At 44.1% G+C, this 22,346-nt stretch carries 23 protein-coding genes, 3 tRNA genes and 1 pseudogene; 17 read left to right on the top strand and 10 right to left on the bottom strand.

All coding sequences use genetic code 11. The features are described from left to right. The first annotated feature begins 155 nt into the window (after window positions 1-155). From Q4579_RS01990 to Q4579_RS01965, 6 genes are all read left to right on the top strand, one after another. On the top strand, window positions 156-1,019 hold the full coding sequence (locus Q4579_RS01990) for a MurR/RpiR family transcriptional regulator (protein WP_303561229.1): 864 nt from the start codon (window positions 156-158) through the stop codon (window positions 1,017-1,019). A gap of 57 nt (window positions 1,020-1,076) precedes the next feature. After that, window positions 1,077-2,516 carry an amidohydrolase family protein gene (locus Q4579_RS01985; RefSeq protein ID WP_303561227.1) on the top strand — a complete coding sequence of 480 codons (1,440 nt, stop codon included), beginning with the start codon at window positions 1,077-1,079 and terminating at the stop codon, window positions 2,514-2,516. Between the two features lie 39 nt (window positions 2,517-2,555). Then, complete coding sequence (locus Q4579_RS01980; RefSeq protein WP_211645712.1) at window positions 2,556-2,948, top strand: RidA family protein; 393 nt, start codon at window positions 2,556-2,558, stop codon at window positions 2,946-2,948. Window positions 2,949-3,171: 223 nt separating this feature from the next. Next, window positions 3,172-4,662 (top strand): sodium:solute symporter family protein, encoded by a 1,491-nt coding sequence (locus Q4579_RS01975; RefSeq protein ID WP_303561225.1) that lies wholly within the window; start codon window positions 3,172-3,174, stop codon window positions 4,660-4,662. A 152-nt stretch (window positions 4,663-4,814) separates the two neighbouring features. After that, entirely contained in the window at window positions 4,815-5,747 is a 933-nt protein-coding gene (locus Q4579_RS01970) for a sugar kinase (protein WP_303561223.1), read from the top strand. Window positions 5,748-5,761: 14 nt separating this feature from the next. Then, window positions 5,762-6,394, top strand: coding sequence for a bifunctional 4-hydroxy-2-oxoglutarate aldolase/2-dehydro-3-deoxy-phosphogluconate aldolase (locus tag Q4579_RS01965; RefSeq protein WP_303561222.1), 633 nt, complete (start codon window positions 5,762-5,764; stop codon window positions 6,392-6,394). A 105-nt stretch (window positions 6,395-6,499) separates the two neighbouring features. Here the strand turns inward: Q4579_RS01965 and Q4579_RS01960 are convergent, their stop codons facing one another. Next, the gene (locus Q4579_RS01960; protein WP_303561221.1) at window positions 6,500-7,234 is read right to left on the bottom strand and encodes a hypothetical protein; all 735 of its coding nucleotides are present in this window, start codon (window positions 7,232-7,234) and stop codon (window positions 6,500-6,502) included. A gap of 378 nt (window positions 7,235-7,612) precedes the next feature. Between Q4579_RS01960 and Q4579_RS01955 the strand changes: the two genes are divergently transcribed. The 3 genes from Q4579_RS01955 (at window position 7,613) to Q4579_RS01945 (ending at window position 7,984) form a co-directional block, all read left to right on the top strand. Further along, window positions 7,613-7,686 (top strand) — tRNA-Cys (locus tag Q4579_RS01955). A gap of 3 nt (window positions 7,687-7,689) precedes the next feature. Next, a tRNA-Gly gene (locus Q4579_RS01950) sits at window positions 7,690-7,765 on the top strand. 132 nt (window positions 7,766-7,897) lie between these two features. Next, window positions 7,898-7,984 (top strand) — tRNA-Leu (locus tag Q4579_RS01945). 83 nt (window positions 7,985-8,067) lie between these two features. Here the strand turns inward: Q4579_RS01945 and Q4579_RS01940 are convergent. Further along, window positions 8,068-8,421, bottom strand: coding sequence for a hypothetical protein (locus tag Q4579_RS01940; RefSeq protein WP_303561220.1), 354 nt, complete (start codon window positions 8,419-8,421; stop codon window positions 8,068-8,070). On the opposite strand from Q4579_RS01940, the gene Q4579_RS01935 reads away from it, so the two are divergent. Beyond that, window positions 8,401-8,766 (top strand): hypothetical protein, encoded by a 366-nt coding sequence (locus Q4579_RS01935; protein WP_303561219.1) that lies wholly within the window; start codon window positions 8,401-8,403, stop codon window positions 8,764-8,766. The genes Q4579_RS01940 and Q4579_RS01935 overlap by 21 nt on opposite strands. Window positions 8,767-8,919: 153 nt before the next feature. Here the strand turns inward: Q4579_RS01935 and Q4579_RS01930 are convergent, their stop codons facing one another. Together Q4579_RS01930 and Q4579_RS01925 are read right to left on the bottom strand one after the other, a co-directional pair. Then, on the bottom strand, window positions 8,920-9,060 hold the full coding sequence (locus Q4579_RS01930) for an adenosine deaminase (protein WP_303561217.1): 141 nt from the start codon (window positions 9,058-9,060) through the stop codon (window positions 8,920-8,922). A gap of 281 nt (window positions 9,061-9,341) precedes the next feature. After that, window positions 9,342-9,554: a cold-shock protein gene (locus Q4579_RS01925; protein WP_211645693.1), complete on the bottom strand. Its 213-nt coding sequence runs from the start codon at window positions 9,552-9,554 to the stop codon at window positions 9,342-9,344. 606 nt (window positions 9,555-10,160) lie between these two features. Between Q4579_RS01925 and Q4579_RS01920 the strand changes: the two genes are divergently transcribed. Then, window positions 10,161-10,364: a hypothetical protein gene (locus Q4579_RS01920; RefSeq protein WP_303561212.1), complete on the top strand. Its 204-nt coding sequence runs from the start codon at window positions 10,161-10,163 to the stop codon at window positions 10,362-10,364. 507 nt (window positions 10,365-10,871) lie between these two features. Here the strand turns inward: Q4579_RS01920 and Q4579_RS01915 are convergent. Both Q4579_RS01915 and Q4579_RS01910 read right to left on the bottom strand, forming a co-directional pair. Then, window positions 10,872-11,015 carry a hypothetical protein gene (locus Q4579_RS01915; RefSeq protein WP_303561211.1) on the bottom strand — a complete coding sequence of 48 codons (144 nt, stop codon included), beginning with the start codon at window positions 11,013-11,015 and terminating at the stop codon, window positions 10,872-10,874. Between the two features lie 33 nt (window positions 11,016-11,048). Continuing rightward, window positions 11,049-11,354, bottom strand: a complete 306-nt coding sequence (locus tag Q4579_RS01910) for a hypothetical protein (RefSeq protein ID WP_303561210.1) — start codon at window positions 11,352-11,354, stop codon at window positions 11,049-11,051. A gap of 336 nt (window positions 11,355-11,690) precedes the next feature. On the opposite strand from Q4579_RS01910, the gene Q4579_RS01905 reads away from it, so the two are divergent. The 3 genes from Q4579_RS01905 to Q4579_RS01895 are packed head-to-tail and all read left to right on the top strand — an operon-like array spanning window position 11,691 to window position 14,960. After that, entirely contained in the window at window positions 11,691-12,614 is a 924-nt protein-coding gene (locus Q4579_RS01905) for a phytanoyl-CoA dioxygenase family protein (protein ID WP_303561209.1), read from the top strand. A 38-nt stretch (window positions 12,615-12,652) separates the two neighbouring features. Then, window positions 12,653-13,828: an MFS transporter gene (locus Q4579_RS01900; protein ID WP_303561207.1), complete on the top strand. Its 1,176-nt coding sequence runs from the start codon at window positions 12,653-12,655 to the stop codon at window positions 13,826-13,828. After that, window positions 13,791-14,960 carry an acetyl-CoA carboxylase biotin carboxylase subunit family protein gene (locus Q4579_RS01895; RefSeq protein WP_303561205.1) on the top strand — a complete coding sequence of 390 codons (1,170 nt, stop codon included), beginning with the start codon at window positions 13,791-13,793 and terminating at the stop codon, window positions 14,958-14,960. Before Q4579_RS01900 ends, Q4579_RS01895 begins: the two co-directional genes overlap by 38 nt. Window positions 14,961-15,001: 41 nt before the next feature. Here Q4579_RS01895 and Q4579_RS01890 read toward each other — a convergent pair. Continuing rightward, window positions 15,002-15,118 (bottom strand): annotated as a pseudogene (locus Q4579_RS01890) (IS3 family transposase); the annotation flags it as partial. A gap of 466 nt (window positions 15,119-15,584) precedes the next feature. Here Q4579_RS01890 and Q4579_RS01885 point away from each other — a divergent pair. After that, window positions 15,585-16,178: a cysteine dioxygenase family protein gene (locus Q4579_RS01885; RefSeq protein ID WP_303561204.1), complete on the top strand. Its 594-nt coding sequence runs from the start codon at window positions 15,585-15,587 to the stop codon at window positions 16,176-16,178. Window positions 16,179-16,404: 226 nt separating this feature from the next. Here Q4579_RS01885 and Q4579_RS01880 read toward each other — a convergent pair whose 3' ends face one another. Together Q4579_RS01880 and Q4579_RS01875 are read right to left on the bottom strand one after the other, a co-directional pair. Then, window positions 16,405-17,169 (bottom strand): HEXXH motif-containing putative peptide modification protein, encoded by a 765-nt coding sequence (locus Q4579_RS01880; RefSeq protein ID WP_303561202.1) that lies wholly within the window; start codon window positions 17,167-17,169, stop codon window positions 16,405-16,407. 263 nt (window positions 17,170-17,432) lie between these two features. After that, a complete protein-coding gene (locus tag Q4579_RS01875; RefSeq protein ID WP_303561201.1) occupies window positions 17,433-18,692 on the bottom strand; it encodes an MFS transporter in 1,260 nt (419 codons plus the stop codon). A 918-nt stretch (window positions 18,693-19,610) separates the two neighbouring features. Here Q4579_RS01875 and Q4579_RS01870 point away from each other — a divergent pair. Beyond that, window positions 19,611-20,204 carry a hypothetical protein gene (locus Q4579_RS01870; RefSeq protein WP_303561199.1) on the top strand — a complete coding sequence of 198 codons (594 nt, stop codon included), beginning with the start codon at window positions 19,611-19,613 and terminating at the stop codon, window positions 20,202-20,204. Between the two features lie 8 nt (window positions 20,205-20,212). Further along, entirely contained in the window at window positions 20,213-20,830 is a 618-nt protein-coding gene (locus Q4579_RS01865; protein WP_303561198.1) for a hypothetical protein, read from the top strand. Between the two features lie 129 nt (window positions 20,831-20,959). Here the strand turns inward: Q4579_RS01865 and Q4579_RS01860 are convergent, their stop codons facing one another. Continuing rightward, window positions 20,960-22,189, bottom strand: a complete 1,230-nt coding sequence (locus tag Q4579_RS01860; RefSeq protein ID WP_303561196.1) for a bifunctional alpha/beta hydrolase/OsmC family protein — start codon at window positions 22,187-22,189, stop codon at window positions 20,960-20,962. Between the last annotated feature and the right edge of the window lie 157 nt (window positions 22,190-22,346).

Genomic DNA, 22,346 nt, shown 5'->3' with positions numbered 1-22,346 from the left:
ACATAGCCTTTATGCCTTGCCGTATCTGGCTTTTGGCGATCTGATAGTATTCTCGATGTTAGAAACTATCAAACATTGCAAGTTGATTTGTGCGTTTTCTCACTGTTTGATTTCGTGCCGATCACTAAGATTCACTCCATAGAGGAAAGGCAGCCGTGACCATCGAAGTGGACATCGTTTCCAGAATTACCGAGTGCTTCCCCCAGTTAAGAGAAGCAGAAAAAAAAGTCGCCCGCCTGGTTGTGGACGATTTAAGTAACGCAGCCACGGCCAGCATCACAGCGCTGGCAGAAGAAGCCGGTGTGAGTGAAGCCACCATTACCCGCTTTGCCAAAGCCGTGGGATGCCGGAATGTCCGTGACCTGAAAATGAAGCTGGCGCAATCGCTGGCTGTGGGGCAGCGCTTCATTCATGAAAGCCCGAACGAATCGGGTATTCAGGGGGTGTATGAGTCGATTAAGAACGTTATCAACATCAACCGGAAAATCGTGAATGAAGCCGATGTCGCGAAAGCCGTCGATATCTTACTGAATGCCCGGCAGGTCCTGTCGGTGGGCATGGGGGGCGGTTCGACCATCATGTCGCAGGAACTTCAGTTCCGCCTGTTCCGGATTGGTTTTGCGGTCAGTGCGTACAACGATGGGCTGCTGGCGCGTATGGTCGCTTCCACGGCAGACAGCAAAGATGTCATGGTGGCCCTGTCGGTCACAGGTTACACCGCCGAGGTGGTGGAACCGGCGTCCATTGCCAAACAGTACGGCCTGAAAGTGATTGCGATGACAGCGCCAGATTCCCCGCTGGCACAGGTCAGCGATGTGGTGTTGCCGCTGGTGACGGATGAAACCGATTTTATCTTTAAGCCGTCTGCATCACGGTACGCCATGATGGCGTTGATTGATGTGCTGTCGACGGAATTGGCGCTGAGTCAGAAACGTCGTTCCCGCGACCGGCTGCGCCGCCTGAAACTGGCGCTCGACAACCACCGGGGCGGGGGGGACCGTCAGCCGCTCGGAGATTAACCCGCCGATCTGTCAGTAGGCTCGGCGGTATCACGAATGCAAAAAGAAGGAAAACGCATGCAGTTTGAGACCGTATTCCGCCAGGTCAGTTTGATTGATGGGACAGGCGCCGCCGCCGTCAAAGCGGATGTTGCCGTGCTCAATGGCCGGATTGCCGCCATTGGACATCTGGCGGATGCAAAAGCCGCGCAGATCATTGACGGTCAGCATCTGGTGCTGGCGCCGGGGTTTATTGATGTGCATACCCATGATGATACCAATGTGATTCGTTTTCCTGAGTGCCTGCCAAAAATCAGTCAGGGCGTGACGACAGTGATTGTCGGCAATTGCGGCATCAGTGCATCACCGGCTGTGCTGGCGGGCGAGCCGCCGGATCCGATGAACCTGCTCGGCAAACAGTGGGATTTCAAATACCCGACCTTTGCGACCTATGCCGATGCGGTGCGTGATGTACAACCGGCCGTGAATGTGGCGGCGCTGGTGGGTCACACCACACTGCGCAATAACGTGATGGACGATTTGTACCGACCGGCCACATCGCAGGAAATTGCGACGATGAAAGCGCAGCTCAGCCAAGCCATGGCTGAAGGGGCGTTAGGGCTGAGTTCGGGGTTGGCTTATGCCTCGGCAAAACAGGCACCGACCGAAGAAGTCATGGCGCTTGCAGAAGAGCTGGCGGCTTTCAACGGCATTTATACCACCCATATGCGCACGGAGTTTGAACAGATTCTCGATGCCATGGACGAAGCCTTCCGCACCGGAAAACACGCGAAGGTGCCCGTGGTGATTTCTCATCTCAAATGTGCCGGTGCCGGGAACTGGGGCAGAACCGTTGAAGTACTGGACAAGATGGAATTCGCCGCTGGGCATCAGGATGTTGCTTGCGATTGCTATCCGTATTCTGCCAGCTCCTCCACGCTGGATCTGAACCAGGTCACTGAGGAAATCGATATCTTTATTACCTGGTCGGAAGCGCATCCGGAACAGGCTGGAAAAATGCTCAAAGACATTGCCAAAGCGATGTCGCTGCCGCTGATGGATGCTGCCAGAGCGCTGCAACCCGCAGGGGCGGTGTATCACTGCATGGATGAAGCGGATGTTGAGCGCGTCCTCAAATACCGTCTGACCATGGTGGGCTCCGACGGGCTGCCGAACGATCCGCATCCGCATCCGCGTTTGTGGGGCGCATTTCCCCGCGTACTGGGTTATTACAGCCGCGAGCGCAAACTCTTTTCGCTGGAACAGGCAGTCCACAAAATGACGGGGATGTCTGCCAAGCGCTTTGGTCTGAAAGACCGGGGTGTGATTGCCGAAGGCGCGCATGCCGATCTGGTGCTGTTTGATCCGAAAACGATTCGCGATGCAGCCACTTTTCAGTATCCGGTCTGTGCCGCAGAGGGCATCGTGCTGGTCATGGTGAATGGCCAGATCAGTTATCAAGCGGGCCGAGTCAGCCCGGAGCGCCATGGCCGTTTTCTGGCCCGGCATCAGTCCTGACTCAATGATTCGTAGTCACTCAAATTGGAGAAAGTAATTATGTCGATTATTCGTTATGGCGTGGAAGGCGGAACCGGGACTGGTGGTCAGCACCTGCCGTTTGCACGGGCAACACAGGCGGGCGGGTTTCTGTATGTCTCGGGTCAGACGCCGATGACCGACGGGGAAGTTGTGGAAGGCGGCATTGTGGATCAGTCCCGTCTGGCAATTCAGAACTGTGTCGACATCATGACAGAAGCCGGTTACGGACTCGAAGATGTCGTACACGTCAAAGTTGTGCTGACCGATGCGCGCTATTTTCAGTCATTCAACAAAGTGTTCAAAGAATTCTTTGGTGAGCATCCGCCAGCGCGAATCTGCATGGTGTGTGATTTGGTCGTCGATGTGAAAGTTGAAGTTGATGTCACTTGTTACCGGGAAGACCGCCGCTGAGTGAACACGCGGAACATCGAACACTGATCCCTGACAATCGCAAGAAATGAAAGCAAAGCGCTGCGCTGATGGACAGCCGGAGCGATAGAAAAAGGGCTGGCAATGAACCAGCCCATAAAAAGCAAATGGCTGACTTTCAATGAAAAAGCAGCCATACACGGGATAACCAAGGTTGTTTATCCCCAAGCAAATAAAAGCAATAACGGATTATAAGAGGTATGCAATGAACAGTACATTCTTTCTCACCGGATTCGGTGCTTATGTGGTGTTTATGATCTGGTTGGGCTGGTATGTGTCCCGCGCTCAGAAATCAGGTGAAGATTTTCTGCTCGGTGGCCGAGGCCTGCCTTTGTTCCTAGTTCTGGGGACCACAGTTGCCACCATGGTCGGCACCGGTTCCAGTATGGGCGCGGTTGGCTTTGGCTATAACAATGGCTGGGCGGGCGCGTTGTACGGGGTTGGCGGTGCGCTGGGAATCTTGCTGCTGGCCTGGTGGTTTGCACCGGTTCGCCGACTCAATTTCATGACCATGAGTGAAGAGCTGGCCTATTATGTCGGCGCGAATAAGGTGGTCAAAAATGTTGTGGGTCTCCTGATCTTTGTGGCCTGTATCGGCTGGCTGGGCGCACACATTCTCGGGGGCGGCCTTTATCTTGCCTGGATTGCTGATATTGATCTGAACACCGCGAAAATCATTATCGCGGCGGCCTTTACCATTTACGTGGTGATCGGGGGTTACACCGCTGTGGTCTGGACCGATACGATTCAGGCGGTTGTGCTCTTCTTTGGTTTTATTCTCATGGCCGTGCTGTCTGTCAATCACATTGGCGGTCTGGAAAATCTGTATGCAGCGATGGATCCGGCCTCGGTCAGTCTGTTTGGCATCGAGAAGCTGGGTGCTTTGCCTGCACTGTCACTGGCCACGGTGGTCGGTGTCGGGATTCTGGCAACGCCGTCTTTCCGTCAGCGCATATACTCCGGTAAGGATGTTAAAACGATTCGTCGTTCGTTCGTGATGTCCGGTGTACTCTACCTGTTCTTCTCCATTATTCCGGCCGTGATTGGTATGTCTGCCCATGCAATCAACCCGGATCTCAACAACGCAAACTTTGCTTTCCCTTATGTCGCAGCCACAGTCTTACCGGTTGGGGTTGGTATGATTGTGCTGATTGCCGGTTTGTCTGCCACCATGTCGAGCGCCAGTTCAGACGCCATTGCCGGGGTTTCAATTCTGCTGCGGGATGTGTTCGTCCTGTTCACCGGCAAGGTGCCGTCTAAAGACAATATGGTGATTTATTCCCGGCTGTCTCTGGTGATTGTGATTGGTATGGCGTTGCTGTTCGCTCTGACGTCGAACGATATCATCGGTTATATCACCAAGATGATTTCAACGGTGATGTCAGGCATGTTCGTCTGCGGCATGCTGGGACGCTTCTGGAAGCGGTATACCTGGCAGGGCGCGCTGGCAACACTGGCGGGCGCATCGGCGGCATCTTTCTCCGTGATTCTGAATGCAGACTGGACTGCATACTGGGGCAACCCATGTATTCCTTCCGTCCTCACGGCCTTGGTTGCGGGTGTGGTGGTCAGCCTGATGACCCCGGCCAATCAGGTGACGCCGGAACAGGCCAAAGCAGTTCTGGATGCGGAACGTGCGGCGATGGAAAACACTGTTCAGAAGGACATCAACCCTGAAACGGCTTGTGCGAAATAAATCGCTAAAACGAATGAAAATGCAGGCCTTTATGATGAAACAAGGCCTGCATCATGAATTACGCTTTAATGAGAAGTCGATCACCTTTGTGAATTGCCGGAAATCAACGGGCGACATAAGGGGGAATAACGGCCTGAATGTCAAAAGTCTGAATGAAGGGTACTTGTGTGAAAATCGCATTTTTTGGTGAATGTATGGTTGAACTGAGCGGACAGCCATTACGACGCACCTTTGGTGGAGATACCTTAAATACGGCGTTGTATTTGGCACGACTCGGCCGGAGGCGTCGTCTGGATATCAGTTATGCCACGGCGCTCGGTAAGGATAATATCAGTCAGGATATGCTTTCTGCGTGGCAGGAAGAATATATTGATACCCGGTTAGTGCGCCGTCTGGATGATAAACTGCCCGGATTGTATCTGGTGGAAACCGAACCCAATGGTGAACGCCATTTTCATTACTGGCGGAATGACAGTGCTGCGAAATTCTATTTTGCAGCAGCCGTGACGCCCTTAGAGCGGGCGATTGAAAACAATGAATTTGACGTGCTTTATATCAGCGGAATCAGCCTGGCAATTCTGGCCGAAGATGCCAAGGCAATTCTGGTCACCCTGCTGGAAACCCATAAAGCCAAAGGCGGCAAAGTTGTATTTGATAACAACTTCCGTCCGCAACTGTGGACGGCCAAACAGGCGCAGTATTGGTATCAGCAGGTTTTGCCTTTCGTCGATATCGCGCTGATCACCGAAGATGATGATCACAAAGTCTGGGGAGAGGGTGATGTGACTGAACGTTGTCGCGAACTGGGCTGTGGTGAAGTGGTCATCAAGCGTGGGAGCCTGCCATGTCTGGTGGCTACAGGGCTGCAAACCAGACCAGAAACATATCAGGTGGCTGCCAATCCGGTTCAGACCGTGATTGATACCTGCGCCGCCGGAGATTCATTTGCAGCCGGATATCTGGCTGGCCGGTTGAGCGGTGAATCTGCAACAGTATCGGCAGAACTGGGCCATCAGCTGGCCGCCATAGTAATTCAGCATCCGGGCGCCATTATTCCGCCGGAAGCAATGACAGAGATGATGTAAGGAGTTCGACGTTCATGTCTCAATCCCTGATTGAAAAAGTAAAGCAATTCAAAGTGATTCCTGTAATTCAGATTAACCATGTGGATCAGGCGGTGCCGCTGGCAAAAACTCTGGTTGAGAATGGTCTGCCGGTGGCTGAAGTGACCTTCCGCACCGAGGCTGCGGCTGAAGCCATTCGCCTGATGCGTGAAGCGTATCCGACGCTGTGCATTGGTGCGGGCACCGTGCTGAATGCGGCGCAGGTCGACAGCGCGCAGGCCGCAGGGGCAGAGTTTATCGTCGCACCGGGTCTGAATCCGAATACCGTCCGTTACTGTCAGGAAAAGGGCATCCTGGTGGTTCCGGGGGTGAATAATCCGAGCCAGATTGAACAGGCGCTGGAACTGGGCCTGACTTTCCTGAAATTCTTTCCGGCTGAAGCGTCGGGTGGCATCAATATGGTGAAGTCACTGCTGGCGCCTTATGTGGACGTCAACCTGATGCCAACGGGCGGCATCAGCAAAGCAAACATTCGTGACTATCTGGCGGTTGATCGTGTGTTGTGCTGCGGTGGTACCTGGATGGTATCTCCGGCACTGATTGATCAGGGGAACTGGGAGGAGATCGGCCGTCTGGTCCGCGAAGCGGTTGAACTGGTTCGCGACTAAAGCCGGGACATGTGTTTCTTGACACAAGGCCGCTTCTTATCGAGTTATCGAGAAGCGGCTTTTTGATGACCACGGCAAAGCCATCACCAAAAGCAACGGTGATGGTCAGGCTTGGAAATGACACCGCGTTACTTTGCCATTCGGGTTGAAGCTCAGTTCAAGCTGATCGAGTGCTGACTGCTGAAACTGCGCCAGACAGCCTTGTTGGGTGACAGTAGTTTCAGATCTTGCTCCCGCACTGATCACCACATCAAGCCCTCGGATTTCCGTCAGCAGCCTTGGCGACAGCCCAGACGGATACTGGCTGAGTAAGACAATATTCCGGATGCCTCTGACCTGAAGCCGATCCACACTGTTTCTCAGTAAAATCAGGTCCTGTTCGTGCAGCTGCTCGTTCCCGGGGTAGGGATTGATCAGCGACAAAAATGCCACGCGCGTTCCGCCATACCACCGCACCAGGGCATCAGCCCGGCCTTTATAGCCATTGTAGGAATACACCTCATGGCCGCTTTGCTTCAGGCCGAAATTGATGTTACTGGCCAGAACCGGAAAGCTGGCCTGAGGCAGCACACTCACTGAATCATGGTACGCCTGGACTTCCGGCGTAATCGCGGTGACATAAGAAAAGGGCTGCCTTTCGACCTGAGGATTCTGGGCTGAATAAAAGGTGATCCCCTCATGGCTGGGCAGGGCGATCTGAGCAAGATGAGGTTGACCTGAAGTCACCGGGAGCAGGGTCAGAAAACGGATGCTCAGATCGGCTCCCTGACGATTTTCAGGCGTACAGGCCGTCAGCAGAGTTGTCAGCAGGGCAGCAGTGTAAGTCAGAGAACGACGCATAACGAAAGAGAAGTGTGATCTGGGTCGCTATTTTCTGCTTTTTGTCGCGGAATGACAAGTCTTGGTCATCATTCTTCGCATAAACATCTGGAAAATCGCGACATGATTGATAAAAATTTTCCCGTCGTGTCGCCAGGTCTTCGCGCTAACTCCCTCATCCACCGATAAAAACTGGCCTGCGCGGCACCTTGCTATGCGCAAAAAACGAGAAGAATGACCGGTTTTGGACGTAAAACAATCACTCAGTTCAAATTGATGAATTTTGCAGTTGACTCGATCTCACCTTTGCGTAGAATGCATCCCGTACCGCAGCGGAGGCAAACGACGAAGCGGTCATGGTGAAAGCCAGAACAACAACTCAAGCGGTTGATTGTTGAAGGCGCGTTGGCAGAGTGGCTATGCAGCGGATTGCAAATCCGTGGACCTCGGTTCGACTCCGGGACGCGCCTCCATTTGCGACACTAGCTCAGTTGGTAGAGCGCAACCTTGCCAAGGTTGAGGTCACGAGTTCGAACCTCGTGTGTCGCTCCAATTTTAAAGTGATTCGATGACACACGAGGCACCTCGTGCCTGAATCCAGTCGAGTCGCTCCAAATTTTGAATGTATCGATTCAATTGTCGATACAAAGGTGGTGTCTGACCCATCGCAATCCAGAATTGCGTGCCCTGGTGGTGGAATTGGTAGACACAAGGGATTTAAAATCCCTCGACGTTCGCGTTGTGCCGGTTCAAGTCCGGCCCGGGGCACCATCAAAATCAACGGCTTACAGGCTACCGCTTGTAAGCCGTTTTTCTTTTCCTAATGTTTTCCGAATATCTTTTCCTAATATAAATCAGCCTTTCTGCTTAGACTCATTAGCTTTACTAATGGTTTTAACGACTTTAATCCTGCGATCATAGGTGGCGACTTGGCGTTCGGTTTTGTGCCCAGAGAAAGCCTGTTTCTCTTTTGAGCTGCCGTCATAATCGCTAATGCCTTTGGCTTTTAGATCATGAAAGGTGAAGTCTAATGCTAAGCCGGTTGCTTCTCTTGCCAAGGCTCTCGCTTTGCGCCAGCGGGTATTGAATCCGTCGCGAGTGAAGCGGCCACCGTTCTTTTGGTGAATCACAAAAATGCTGTAGCCTGACCAGGACAGACATGTGAATGGCTTTTTAAAGTGGTTGTTTTGGTATTTTCTGCTTACCATGATGTTGAAACCGGGGATACGAAAGAGGTTTCAACCGGAATCGGTGAGCCGGAGTTCAAGATTGTTTTTAAATACGCAAATTATGAAGAGACTAAGGCAACCGTCATGGCCAGAGCAAAGCAAGTGCGTTTGGGGAGTGATGTGCTGGATATTACAATGCCAGCGCGCAGTTCACTGATGAATCTGGTTGCGGAAGGCCATTTGACGTTGAAAGGGGTCGGCGATGTGGAAGACGGCATCTGGCGAAATAAAATGGTGGAATTGTCACTTAGTGAGTCAGGATTGCAGTTGCGAATTTCTTGTAAACCGAGAAGTAGTCTCGATTACAAACCCCTCATTGGTTAGGGGGACACTGCCGCAGTTTTTCCAAAGCAATGTTGTTGGATATGAGGATGCTGGCTCACTACATTGAAATTTGATCTAGTTCTCTATGCCGCCGTGAGATAAACATGGCATGATTATTCAAGAACTATAAAAATACAGTAAATTTGAGAGTGTTTAAAAATCAAATAACTTTTCAAAGTTACGTTTTTCTAGAATATCTTCAATTTTTCTTCTGGTGCTGTTTGCTTTCTTATGCTCGTTTAAAGGAGGGGTTTCTTTATCTTTTTTGGGCGTGCTTTTTTTACTTTTTTTCATATATCCCTGCCTTGGGTTTTCAGATTCGGAGGTACAGCATAGGTTAAGGTTTTTAACGTAGGAACTATATTATTTTTGATGTGGCGATGAAGATGACTCTATGGTTAATAGGCTATTACGCTTGTTTTTACCCCGTTGTGAGTTTAAATTACAAAGCTTTTTATACCAATATCGCTGGCGACTTGTTCTTCTAGACAATAAAACTCCTTGATTGTTGAGTGTAATAAAACGACTTCAGTTAGAGAAAATAGGTGCCATATGACTTATGACACCTAAGCCACTTACAGAGCAGTTACATTTGTTGCTTGAGGACCTTTTTGACCGTCTTCAAGAATAAAGCTCACTTTCTGGCCTTCAACAAGTGTTTTGAATCCTTCAGATACGATAGATTTGAAATGAACAAATACATCTGAACCACCATTATCTTGAGAGATGAAGCCAAAACCTTTTGCTTCGTTAAACCACTTTACTGAACCCGTTGTTTTGTTGGACATAGATACCTCTGATAAATAAAATAATTAGACTTAGAGCAAATGCTACTGATAAACAATGAGAAGAAGCTATCGCAGGAGCTAGACGAAGGTATCGAAAGGAAACTGGGAACAGGCTTGCACTTCATTTTTAGGAATAGCTCTTTTGCTAGAGCTGAACCCACTATACAGGTTGTCTGGTAAATGAACAGTACTATTTTTGTTTTCTGTTTAATCTTAGGTTGATTTTAAGTTAAATGATTGTTTTTGCTGTTTTATTTGGTTTTGTTTGTTTTTGGGGTTAGGTCAGACTTTTGATAGTTATCAATTGATGCTTTAGAATCGGTTGATGTGCTGGCTTACTTTATCGAAAAGGCTAACTATGTTCACCTTGTTGTATGGAAAGATAAAAATAAACAGAAAATTCCTATCTATTTAGAGTGAACGGTGTATAGTGTGCCTTATTACTCAAATATGAACTATTAATGAGATGTTTAGTTCAAGTAAATTGTAATTTATATTTCGATTTTTTTTCGTCATATTACTTCTAAATGAGCTTGTTATTTTCATTCATGTCATATGAGTTAGTCGTGCCCCTTTTAAATTCTGAGAGCTACATAAAGGAAGAAAATGAAAAAAAGACGAGAAACCCCTCAAAAAAAAGCAAGGAAAAGTGGTTATGAAGCTAAATTTGAGATGATGGTTAAAGAATACCAAAGTGAAAAAGAATTACTGGATTCCATGAAAGAAGGCACTGCTGATTATAATAAACAGAAGAAACATTGTGATTCTCTTTTTGCAAAAGCCGAAAAATTCTTCAAGCAGCATCAATAAATCAGAAGTTCATTGACCAATAATGAGTTTTAACAGCAGAGCTAGTTAGGTCTGACAAGTTAACGTTGCAACTTGTTCTTTAGAGTTCCATGGACGGATACACTTGTAAATAATAAATATTATCATTTCTTCAAATCTCTCTCGCATATCAAGCCCCCTATCACGAAAGTTAGTGTACTTTTCGCCATAAATTGGCCGCGGTACCCAAGAATTACTTTGGTATCATTACTTAATCAATGTGTTTCTTCACAATATTTGGCTGGTGGTACGTGTAACTTATTGAATTATATGCCTTAAAATATGGTCTATATTCTGAATTTTCTCCTAGCTCTATGATTAAAAGGAACTTTCTACCGGATATAAAATCCCTCGACGTTCGCGTTGTGCCGGTTCAATTCCGGCCCGGTATTACATAGCCTTAAAAAACTTAAATAAGATAAACTCCTATATCCAGCAAAAATAGTCCCAGAAATATTCTGGGACTATTTCAGTAAATCAGGGAATAACTTACTCAGAAATGAGTTCGTTTCTCAAAGACACTGGAACAAACGGATAGTAAAAGTCATCCGATAAAGACAACCGATTGAGTTCTTCTTCCGGCAGTGATTTCACAATGCTTTGCGCTTTGCCTTCAATTGAAGCATTCAGCAAAATCCAATCTTTCAGGCTGTTCAGAGCACCGGTTTATCCGGCCTGCTTCACGAGAGCCCAAGAGTATTTTTCTCTCTTTTCTAATGTGAAGCGGTCCATAGCCCTTTTGGACAGTTCAAAAAGAACCGCTCGTTTCTGCTCAGAACTGAGCGAATCAAACCAGGTATCCTGAATCGCATCGACTGGTCGATTTTTCATTTTCAGGCAACGCTCTGTTTGCTGATTGACTTCCTGATAAGCTTCTTCAAGCGTATAGCCTGCATTCGCAACAAGAGGCAGCAGCAAAGAACTAGCGGCTAGCTTTTTCAACGCACGACCAAAATTGTCTTTCTTTTCCATTCCTTTCAAATGCCCTGCTCACAGGGCTTGTTTAAGGTGTCTGTCTCGGTATTTCCTAAGTAAGAAAACAGAATTAAATCGAAAACCAACAAGATGGGTTAAACCTTAACCATTGTGGCTGGTTAGTGATCAATGCCAGATGCTGTTAAGTTAAAAATATTCGATTAATTGTAATTTATTTATTTGCAGCTTGGTGATTTTTAATCAAATGATTACAAATGTGTTACCATATGTAATCCTGTGCTATGCATCGCATAGCTATTGAACTGTGTTGATATTAGTGTCAGTGCATGTACCCTGTGCATCAGTTTTTGAAGCATATAAAACGGGTTAAACATGGAATTAATAAATAAAAACTTCATTGTGACTGATTCTGACGTTAAAAAATTTCAAAAAGAAGGATTTCTTCTTCTGAAAGGCATTTATTCCCAAGAGTTTGTTGAAACGATTAAAGCGAAGATTGACAGTGACATCACTGCACCTAGCGATAAATATCAGGCAGGCTTTAGTAGAATTGCATTTGATCTGTTTGAAGGAGATGAAACCATTTCTTCACTGATGACGGAAAAGAAATTTCGCGAAATAATGAATAAACTGTCAGGCAAAGAGTTGCTGTATACACAAGGTCTTGGCTTCGAACTAAAGAAGAATGATAGTAAAGGCTTCCCTTGGCACATTGGTACTCAAAGTTTTGGATATCAAAGAGCTGAAGATTTTGGATGTACTATCTGGACTCCTCTTGTTTCAATTGATAATACTAAGCAGCAAGGAGGCATGGCTTATGTTCCTAAGTCAAAAATCTCAGGTGAGTTTTTGTACGATGATGTTGATCCGGTTGTGTTTGAAATGACACAAAAAAAGATCGAAGCTAATGAAGAAATATCTCTTGAAGAGTTTGTTCACCTTCGTGATGGTCCTCTGAACGATGAGGCAATGAAGAAAATACTGGATTTCTACGCAGTTCAAGATGACTTTGAATTAGGGGATGCATTAATTTTTGATAAGCATGTTATTCACAGAAGCGTATTTTTGAAAGATGGAGAAATTGAAGCACGTGCAGCTTTCGTAATGCGTTTCGTTTGCTCAGAATCTAAATATGATAAAAAGCGTGCATTAAACTTAGAAATTCCAAGAAAGCATTTTAATTATAAAGGTCCTACACGTTTTCATTTAGATGTATGTGATGAAGAAAATGATCTTATCAAAAATAGTAAGCTATTTAAGGATGATATTAAAACAAGAACACTAAGCATTAACTGAAGAAGGTGCCAGCCCTAAGTTGTGGGCTGGCAAATAATATGAATTACAAAATTTATTTTCCAATTGCCTGCCTTGCTTTTCTTCAAGGAGGGCTTTCACTACTTTCTTTATATCTGTCAGAATTTGGAGTTGAGCAAAATGAAATCTCAATGATGTTACCATTTTTAGGAGTTGGTGGCTTAATTGGTGGTATTTTAGGCGGAGTTCTAAGCGATAAAATAAATTCGAAAACGGTACTTACAGTGATGTCTATGTCCTGGGTGTTTGTACCTTTTCTTATTGTAAGTCATAGTATTGCTGTCCAAACATTAGCTATTTTCTTAATCGGATTATCTTTAGCTGGGTGCCGATCTGTTATTCTGTATATTATTACATCTCATCAAGATAAAGATATTGTTAATCGTTCTTTGTCCATCCGTCGATTGATAATTAATCTATGCGTTGCTGTTGGTAGTGGTTCTATTGGATTCATTCTAAGTAAATCCAATGAATATTACTCTTATTACTTTTTTTTCTTTGGTATCGCTGTTTTTTTATCAATTGTTTCTTACAAGGTGGATTTAGGTCATCAAGGTAGGAAGTTAGATGAAGGATTTACATCAAAAATCGACGTTGACGTTTATAAAAGTAAAAGACTATATTTTCTTTCTGCATTTTCAATCATACTTTCTCTTGTTTGCTTCAGCTTCATACCAACATTTTACACGCTTTACATTGTCAATGAAAAGGACTTTCCGATCGAGGTTGCTGGCTATGTATTCACATTTAGCGGCCTGCTTATTGTTTTTCTTCAATTAAAAATCAGTGAGTTAACTAAGAGTGTTGATTTACACTACCGAGTGATTTCTGGTGTTATTCTTCTTTCTGTTGGTACTTATATCGTTCAGTATGTTGATAATTACTATGGATTATTTTTCTCAGTATTTGTCTGGACGCTGGGTGAAATTTTATTGTTTGTTCCTGCTGTCCAGTTCATTATTGAATATTCTGTAAGCACAAAAGGTAAAACAATTTCCGTTTATCAATCTTTATTTTCTGTTTCAGATTTTTTATCTCCTATCTTAGGTGGCGCAATTATAGCCATTGGGTTTTCCTATGTTTGGGATCTATCTCTTATCCTTGGTATGACTTCTGCAATCATTATTTTATTTTTAAAACAAATCAATAGAGGCAAAAATGAAAATTTTCAGCATCAATACAGCAAAAAGGCATAATGCACTTTCAGATAATTACTACAAATCAAAAGATATTATTGTTTGTTTAAAACAGAATGAATATGAGATGCTAGACAAACATGTTATTGAATGTGCTTTTGAAATTGTTCTGTTTAATGCAATCGATGATTTACCTGAAATTTTAGAAGAGAAGAATATTATTTGCAACGATGATTGTATTTTTTCTGCATCTGAAGACTTCATGTATATCGCTGCTAAAATTCGTGAACGCTTTAAACTTTCTGGAATGAAAGTAGATGAAACGTCGTACTTTCGCGATAAGTGTAAGATGAAGGAAAGGGCATTATCGTTTGGTGTTAACGTTCCAAGGTATTTTAATTACGAGAAAGGTACTGACTTTGCAACCATTGCGTCCAAAGTAGGTACTCCATTTGTGTTGAAGCCTAAGGATGCCGCTGGTGCTTTTGGGGTGTATGTTATACGAGACATCAATGATTTTGAAATCGTACAGCGAAATACAAACTTAGATATCGGCTACGAATATGAAGAGTTTATTGATGGTAAGCTCTATCATGTTGATTTATTGTTGAAAGGTGGAGAAGTTAAATTCCAGGCTGCTTGTGAATATTCCTTCCCGAATTTGGATTTTCAATTTGGGAAGCCTTGTCTTTCATTAATACTTGAAGAAAATTCGAGGTTGCATGCGCAACTGACTCAATTTGCAATTTACTCAGTAAAATCACTCGGTCTGGTTAATGGTCCATCCCATGTTGAGATTTTTGTGAAAGACACAGGGGAGTTAGTTTTTCTTGAAGCTGCTTGTCGTACGCCAGGAGCTATTATGGTTCCTATTTATCAAGCTCAATATGATTTGAATATGATTGAAGCTGCGATTGATATTGAAAGTGGTCATGATATTGAACAATATAGGAAAAACGAGTTTTTTTGTATGGGGGGGATTTTCCCGGCTATAAAAGGACGTATTGAAAAAATAAATGATGTTGATTTACAGTCGCCCCATATGCTTAAAGTCGATTGCAATGTTGGTGATATATATGATGGTGTATCGAGTGTTAAAAATTTATCAGGGTCAATTATTGTTAAAGGCGAATCATTTAGTGATGTCCAGTCTGACTTTGAGGTGCTTAAGAAGTTTAATTTAGTGGAGTAATATAAACTTTAAGTCATCTTAAAGTTATAAATGAACTGACCCTATAAAGTTGGACTCTTTTCTAAGCGGCTTTTTAAGGCCTGATTTCTATGTGCCACCGGACTCAGGCCTTTTAGTTTTATATTAATGCGTTCGTTATTGTAATAATCGAAGTAGTCTCTGAACGCTGCAATCAGTTACTCAGCACTCTCAAATTTCTCTCTTCATCTCAACCATGCGTGTTGCACTTATTATCTGAAATCGGGCCTGAATTCAGGGTTTCCCCAAAAAATCGAAATAGATCATCATTAATACCTATCATCGCGTTTGTTTATTGAAGAGTGATCAGGACAGACGTGTGAATGGTTTATTTAATGAGTCTGCCCCGGCATTTCCTTGTGGCTACGAGAAAATTCTACTTCTTACAGCTGATTTTTATCGGAGCAAAACCATGGCAACGTCTTCATAGTTCCCCCAAAGGTAATATGCAAACAACAGGATTGTTAATTACTTGTTAGCGCGTGACTGTGTTCACCGAATTCAACACTGTGATACACGGGACGGGAAAGAAAGTGTTTTACTGGCTATGTTAATTAGGAATAAGAAATAACAATAATGCATAAAATAACAGGCCAGGAGACCACAATGCAGCCTTCAACGACACAACATCAAATGTCCCCCGCTCTGACTGCGTTACTGGATGCGGACTACCGTTTTACCTATCAGGAATTACTGACTCACGTTGAATTAGCCGACAAACCCCTGTCGCTGGCGACGATTCGATTTATGCTGGAAAAAGTCGAATTCAGCAGCGACGAAGTCAGGCAGTTGGTGCAGTTTGATCAGGAAACCTACTCAAGACGTCGCTTGTTTGGGAATGAGCATTGTGAAGTGTTGATCCTGAGCTGGCTGAACGGACAGCGGAGTAAAATACATGATCACATTGGCAGTGCTTGCGGTGTGAAAGTTCTGCAAGGGCAGGCGACAGAAACCCTGTTTGAGCCAGCGGCGAATGGCCACATCTACGCGACCCAATCCACGCACTATCCGAACGGTGAGGTGACGGTAAGTCACGACAGCGATATTCATCAAATCTCCAATCTGCAAGGCGGGGATGAGCCTTTGGTGACCCTGCATATCTATTCTCCGCCGTTGAAACAGTTCTATCTCTATCAACTCGAAAGCGGCACAGCAAAGCTGTTGGATCTTCAGCACGACTCCTGGTTCTATGAAATCTGAAGAAGTTCGGTAGAGGATGCTCTTCGCAGTTATCAAGTGAGTTGAATGCAGACGTTGATTAATTCGTGAAGAAAAACGGCAGCCTTTAGGATTGCCGTTTTTTTTGGGTGATGAAAACGATCATGAGGGCGGCGAAGCATATCAGTAAAGTCAGGTTTAAAGGTGCCTGTTCAATAGCTATATATTAGACGAGTTCCCCCAAGTATCTCTCTCAACTATATTCGATTTAAAATGTTGACTTGCAATCATTGACAAGTTGAACACAGTCATCTAATAACTTATTTCCAAATGCTGTCATCTTTCGTGAAGATTCAATTACTTCAACGGTTTGAAAAAATTTATTCTGAAAAGAGGTATGATTATTCGCTTCATTATAATGACTTTTGATATCAGTTACTCTAATCACATCATTTTGTAATAGTTGATTGAAAGCAAAAATTGTTCTGGATAATACATACATTGCATGATAGACACCGCTTAATGGCCGGCGATCTAAACGAAATGGTGTATAATATAAGCCGTCATCATCTGTTATTAAAGGCGCTTGGTACCAAAGGTGATATAACAAGTTATGTGCAGATTCATGAACAATATGCTCCAACATTCTTGTCCAGTGCTCACTCTCAGAATCAAATGTTCTCACAATAAATGTACCAAGAGCATTCAGGTAAGAACCAGCATTCACACCATTAGACTCAACAACGATTATCTTATCAATGATTTCACTCATTTCTTGATATAAATCTGGCGTGTTTTCTTGGATCTTGTTCAGGGTGAATTCACATGCGGCGACAGTATTCTCATACTCCAGTAAATTTGGGCTCTTTATAAACAGGCTTTCATTTCTATATTTATCTTCATAAGATTCCTGATGAGCAACGCTCATCAAATTTTTGAAGTAACAGTTAACATTTTCTCCAAAAGGATCCTTCAAGGAAACGATATCAATATTATGATTGATTCTTTTGTTTTCAAGATGTGAGAACAACACACTTAATACTTCATGACATTGGGGAACATTTTGATTATATACGTGATGAATTAATTCCTCATGTATGATAAAAAATTCTACCGTCGAATAATGTTGTATCATTTTTAAATGCGAGTCCGAGTGAATATCCAATTTTTTGTCATAATGAACTATTTCGATAATATGTTCAAAGCTTTCAAACAATTCACAGATGTTTTTTAATTTCAGTTCACTTGCTTGTGTGAAGTTAGGTATTGCCCAGTTTAAAGATGCAATGCCATATTTTATCCTTTAAATGCACTCGGGTAGGATTTGATATAAATTTGGTCTAACTCTTCATTTGATTTGAGGAGCATTATTCTTGTATGTTTTGATAGAAAGAATGTTAATGAACTGAATGATACGATCGCTCCCATCATGAATAATAATGGATTCATGATCTCCTGACCGTAATTTTGTATCAGATATCCAAAGGACTGACTACCAATAGGAATTGTAATTACACACAGGAAGAAAATCGCACTTTCTAATCTGGCTCTGAAATGATTGGGAACTGCAAATGATCTTACGCTATTTGTTGCAATGTTAATCAACGACAAACCAAAACCTGAAAACAGCATCGATAATAATTTCAAATAAAATGAATCCAGAATTGAGAAAAAGATAATGCCAACTCCGATGAGCATGTTTCCAAATACAGCGGGTTTCAGTCTCGTATGGGTATTAAAATCAACTTTAGAGAGAATCAGTCCACCGAGTCCCATACCCATTGCGAACGAAATTTCAAAGTAAGCAAGTGGTTTAATATCATGATAGTGACTTGCTACATATAAAGGTAAAATAACAACCATCATTGGTGTTAATATAAAGTTTGTAATCATTGCGATATAGCAAGTAATTTTCTCATTATTAATTTTAAACAATATTCGAAAACCAACGCTGGAACGTTGCAAAAAACTTTGACGATTTGTGGTAGCTAATTCTTCTCCTCTGATTTTTACAAAAAAAAGTAGTATCAGAGAAATCGCATAAAAAATAGACACAACAAGAATAGACATCTGTGACCCAAACAGGGCAACCCCTCCTCCGCCAAGGATCGCCCCTGCAATGGATTGTATAGAATTCAAAGAGGTTGCTATACCGATATATTTCGTGTAATTCTCTTTGTCTGTTAAAAATGGAATAGTACTATTGATGCTACTCGTTACAATTGAGTTTGCAGTTGCAAGAATTGATGCAGCGATTGCGAGATAAACATAAGACACTTCTGAGTGATAGAAGAAAAAATAATAGGCATTAATTGCAATGACAGATAGAATAGAGCTAATAATTAATATTTTCTTCTTCCTGTTTCTATCGAGTAGGTCTCCCGACAATGGTAAGGTCACTAAATTAATCAGCCACATCAGCGCAATAATACTTCCCAATATGATGCTATTATTTTCACCTTCCATTGTCGCAATAGACCAGACGGAAATAATACTAAAACTTCTAAAGGCGAGCAGGCTGAGTGCGCTGGATATCAAAAAATTAAGTATGTTCAAACTAATATCTCAACAAATCGCAAACCAATTAAAAACTATATAGTGAAAACTAAGTTTAAAAATAATGATCACTAATATGAAATCTTAATTTTTGAATCGGTTTATTATGGGTGCAAGAAAAATATATTGATTCATATAAATTACAACTGAACCAAGACGGCTCAATTGTAGTGAGTGAATTCACAGTGAAAATGCCGCACAAAGTGCGGCAAATACGTGTTAGTTACTCACGTTTTTTAAACATGGTGTGCTTTTCTTTTTGAGTGAGAAAACTTTCTTTTCGTCTAATTTTTTCATAACTTTTCCCTTTGTTGAGCCCCGAGTCATTTCGAGTAACAAATAATTAACACTGACGCCTGTGAAAATCAATGCATATGCGGTGTTTCTATGAGCATCGCTCGCAAAAAAAGTTCAACATTTGACCGGTTTTGTTAGGCACACCTCACTTTAAAAAACACAGAATAAAATACGCCTTCATTCGTCTTGAACACTCATCATAAGGGGAGGTTTATCATATAGGCGCTCATGGAGAAAGGGTGACGAATCGGACGATCTTCAGCCATAAAATGGAAGATGAAGATGATAAACATCGTCCATGTTAGGAATTGAATTCATCTACATCCTCATCCAGTCGCATTTATTTTTATTGAGCTGCTTGACGTCGGTTTTCCTGCGGGGATCGATCATTCTCCAGGCACCAAGTGTCGCAGTGAATCCTGGAAAATTTGAATCGTATCGGCAGTGCATCTAAAGTGAAGCTGTTTTCTGAACCGTGGAGTCGGCATGGCAAAGCTAAAAAAGAAGAGAGACGATATCGTCATTTGTAACTTTAAGATCTGGCACAAACCTGTGGGTTGGGTATTTTTCCTGGCGTCTGTTGTATTGATTGTGCTGTTTCCTTATTTTCCGGTTCAGTACGTGACCGCTTTACTGAGCCTTTGGTCCGTCTTACGCAAAAAAGAAATGGTCTGGCGGAAAAGTGAGCGTCAGTGGTCTTTTCGAGTGCGCAATTATTTATTTTGGCGTCAGACCAGCCATCCGATGTCAGAGCGTGATGCTGTGATTCTGTATTACGAAAAGCCGGTTGAAGAAGAAATAGATGGCACGATCATGACGCGTTATGGCTGTTTTGAACTCGAGTTCGAACCGGTATCCAGTCGCTTTGATCCGAATGGTCAGTCTGAATATCAACCTGAAACTCAATATCGATTAAAAAAATTCGACCAAGATGCCAAAGCGCCTGAATTAACGGAGATGATGAAGCAAATCATTGAGGTTTACCGTGCTAGTCATCTGGATGTCAAAATCGCATTCGGATTGGCAGATCTGGATGAGGAAAGATATACGGCTATCTTAACTGCGCTTGGCTTTGATCCAACACGCGCCTCTTTTGAAGATGGCTTGGCTGCTGCAGATAAGCGCCCAGAGTACTATGAAGTGAAGCGATACAGGCTGACGGCCAGTCAAATGAGAGATGAAATGAATCGGCAGAATAGCGCCGCTGATGGATGACAGACGAGATGAAAATGACAAAAAACACAGATGATCGTGTCATCTGTAACTTAAAGGTTTGGCATAAGCCATTTGGCTGGTTTTATACGATTGGGGTCGCCATCTTCCTGCCTGTTACATCGCTTCATCCCTTACAGGCTGCATTTGGGGTGCTGGGGCTGTGGTCTGTGTTGCGAAAAAGGGAGGTTCTCTGGTGTGTCAACGAGGCGCAATGGGTCTACCGAACCCGAAACTTTTGGAAGCGGCGTGAAGTTCAATATGACATGACTGCGGATGATACGCTGACACTGATTTGGTGCACGCCGTCATCCGGTTCGTCGTACTTCTATCTGAGATTTATACCGAAATCGGCTCAGTTTACTCAGCGTCATCCTATCATGGAGAATTTTACTGTAGAGATATTCCCGAAAACGATAGATGAAGTTGAATTAACGGCCACGATCAAAAAAATCCGTCGTATTTATGCTTCCTGCAATATCGATGTGAACATCGGCGTCGCGCTCGATGAGTTGAACGATAAAACAAGCAAAGCCATTCATGATGAACTTGGCATCGAATTTTTTCCTACCCAATCGGATGAGAAGGTTGTGTTATACAGTGATATTGTCCGGCGTGAAAAGTCATGACAAATGTAGCAGTGATCTGCAGGCTTCACTGAACTGAATCACGGCATGTCTGACGGGGGAGTGAGGTTCAGGAGGGAACATCATTCCCCCGGCCTTTTCCCGAGAGAATGATGTTCTTGGACAGATCATTTACGTCGGCTTTAATGTTGTTCTCACAACCACTTTGTTTTCCAGGGTTTTGTGAACCGGACACAGATCCGCGATTTCCGTCAAACGCTGTCTTTCTTCGAATGTCAGATCCCCCTTCAGAATCAGTTCACGAGAAATAACATCAATTTTGGGGTGTGTTTCATCGCACTCCAGGCAATCTTCACCATGTTCCCGGGTATGGGATAGAAGAATCTGCACATCATCTAAGTTCAGGTTTTTCCGTTTGGCATACATCCGCAGCGTCATAGACGTGCATGCCCCTAAGGCGGCGAGTAAGTGCTCATACGGGTCAGGGCCTAAATTATCACCATTGACCGTCAACGGTTCATCAGCAAGCCATTGATGGTGATCGGTTTCTATCCGACGCGTGAACTGGTGGTTTTTTTCTGTCACCCGAACATCACCTTTCTGCAGGCCGGACGCTGTATTGTCGATCATCGTCGCGTCGGCGATGGGCTTGATATATCGTGTCGACCAAATCGCAATGTTTTGAGCCACAAAGGTTGCATCCGCTTTATTGGTCAGCAGATGGTCAGCGTGATCTAAACTGATGAAGCTTTTGGGATGTTTGGCTTGCTTGTCGATTTTTTCAGCCTGCGCAATCGACACCGTTTTGTCTAAAGGGGAATGAAAAATCAGTAATGGGACACGCAGCGATTCAATATCCTGCGCGGCCTGATGAATATCATCCAGAAATTGCTTCTGAATAGAAAACTCCCGACCCGCCAGATTCACCTTTGCGACGCCTTGGCTTTGAATTTCATCGAGCGATGCAGAGAACTGCTTGGCGACATGAGCCGCATCTGCCGGCGCGCCGATTGTGGCAACCGCCTGAACGCTTTGAATGCGTTGTGCGGCAGAGATAACCGCCCGGCCACCCAGACTGTGGCCGATCAGCAACGAAGGCGCTAAATAATTGTCTTCCAGATAGCTGGCCGCCGCGATTAAGTCCTCAACATTCGATGAGTAATTGGTATTTGCAAAATCACCCTCACTGCCTCCCAGGCCGGTGAAGTCAAAACGAAGTACTGCAAATCCAGCATCCGTCAGCGAACGGGTAATTCTGGCGGCTGCGACAATGTCTTTCCCACAGGTAAAGCAGTGCGCAAAAATAGCATAACCTCTCGTAATATGGTCGGGTGCTTCTAACAGCGCCGCCAACTCAAGCCCGTGGCTCGTAAAGGTCAATTTGCTTTTTTTCGTTGCCATTTTATACCCCTTTGCATGTGCTTCGTCATCGTGTCAGACACTGAATCCGCTGGACGATTGAGAATGAAGTTCAAATGATGATAGGTCCTCATCGATGACATTGAGCGGATCCAGTGGAAATCCATAGACAGACCCTGCAATTTTTCTTTTATGACAC

The organism is Photobacterium sp. 1_MG-2023 (genome assembly GCF_030547945.1).
Lineage (GTDB): Bacteria > Pseudomonadota > Gammaproteobacteria > Enterobacterales > Vibrionaceae > Photobacterium.
This window is presented reverse-complemented; position numbering and strand designations above follow the sequence as displayed.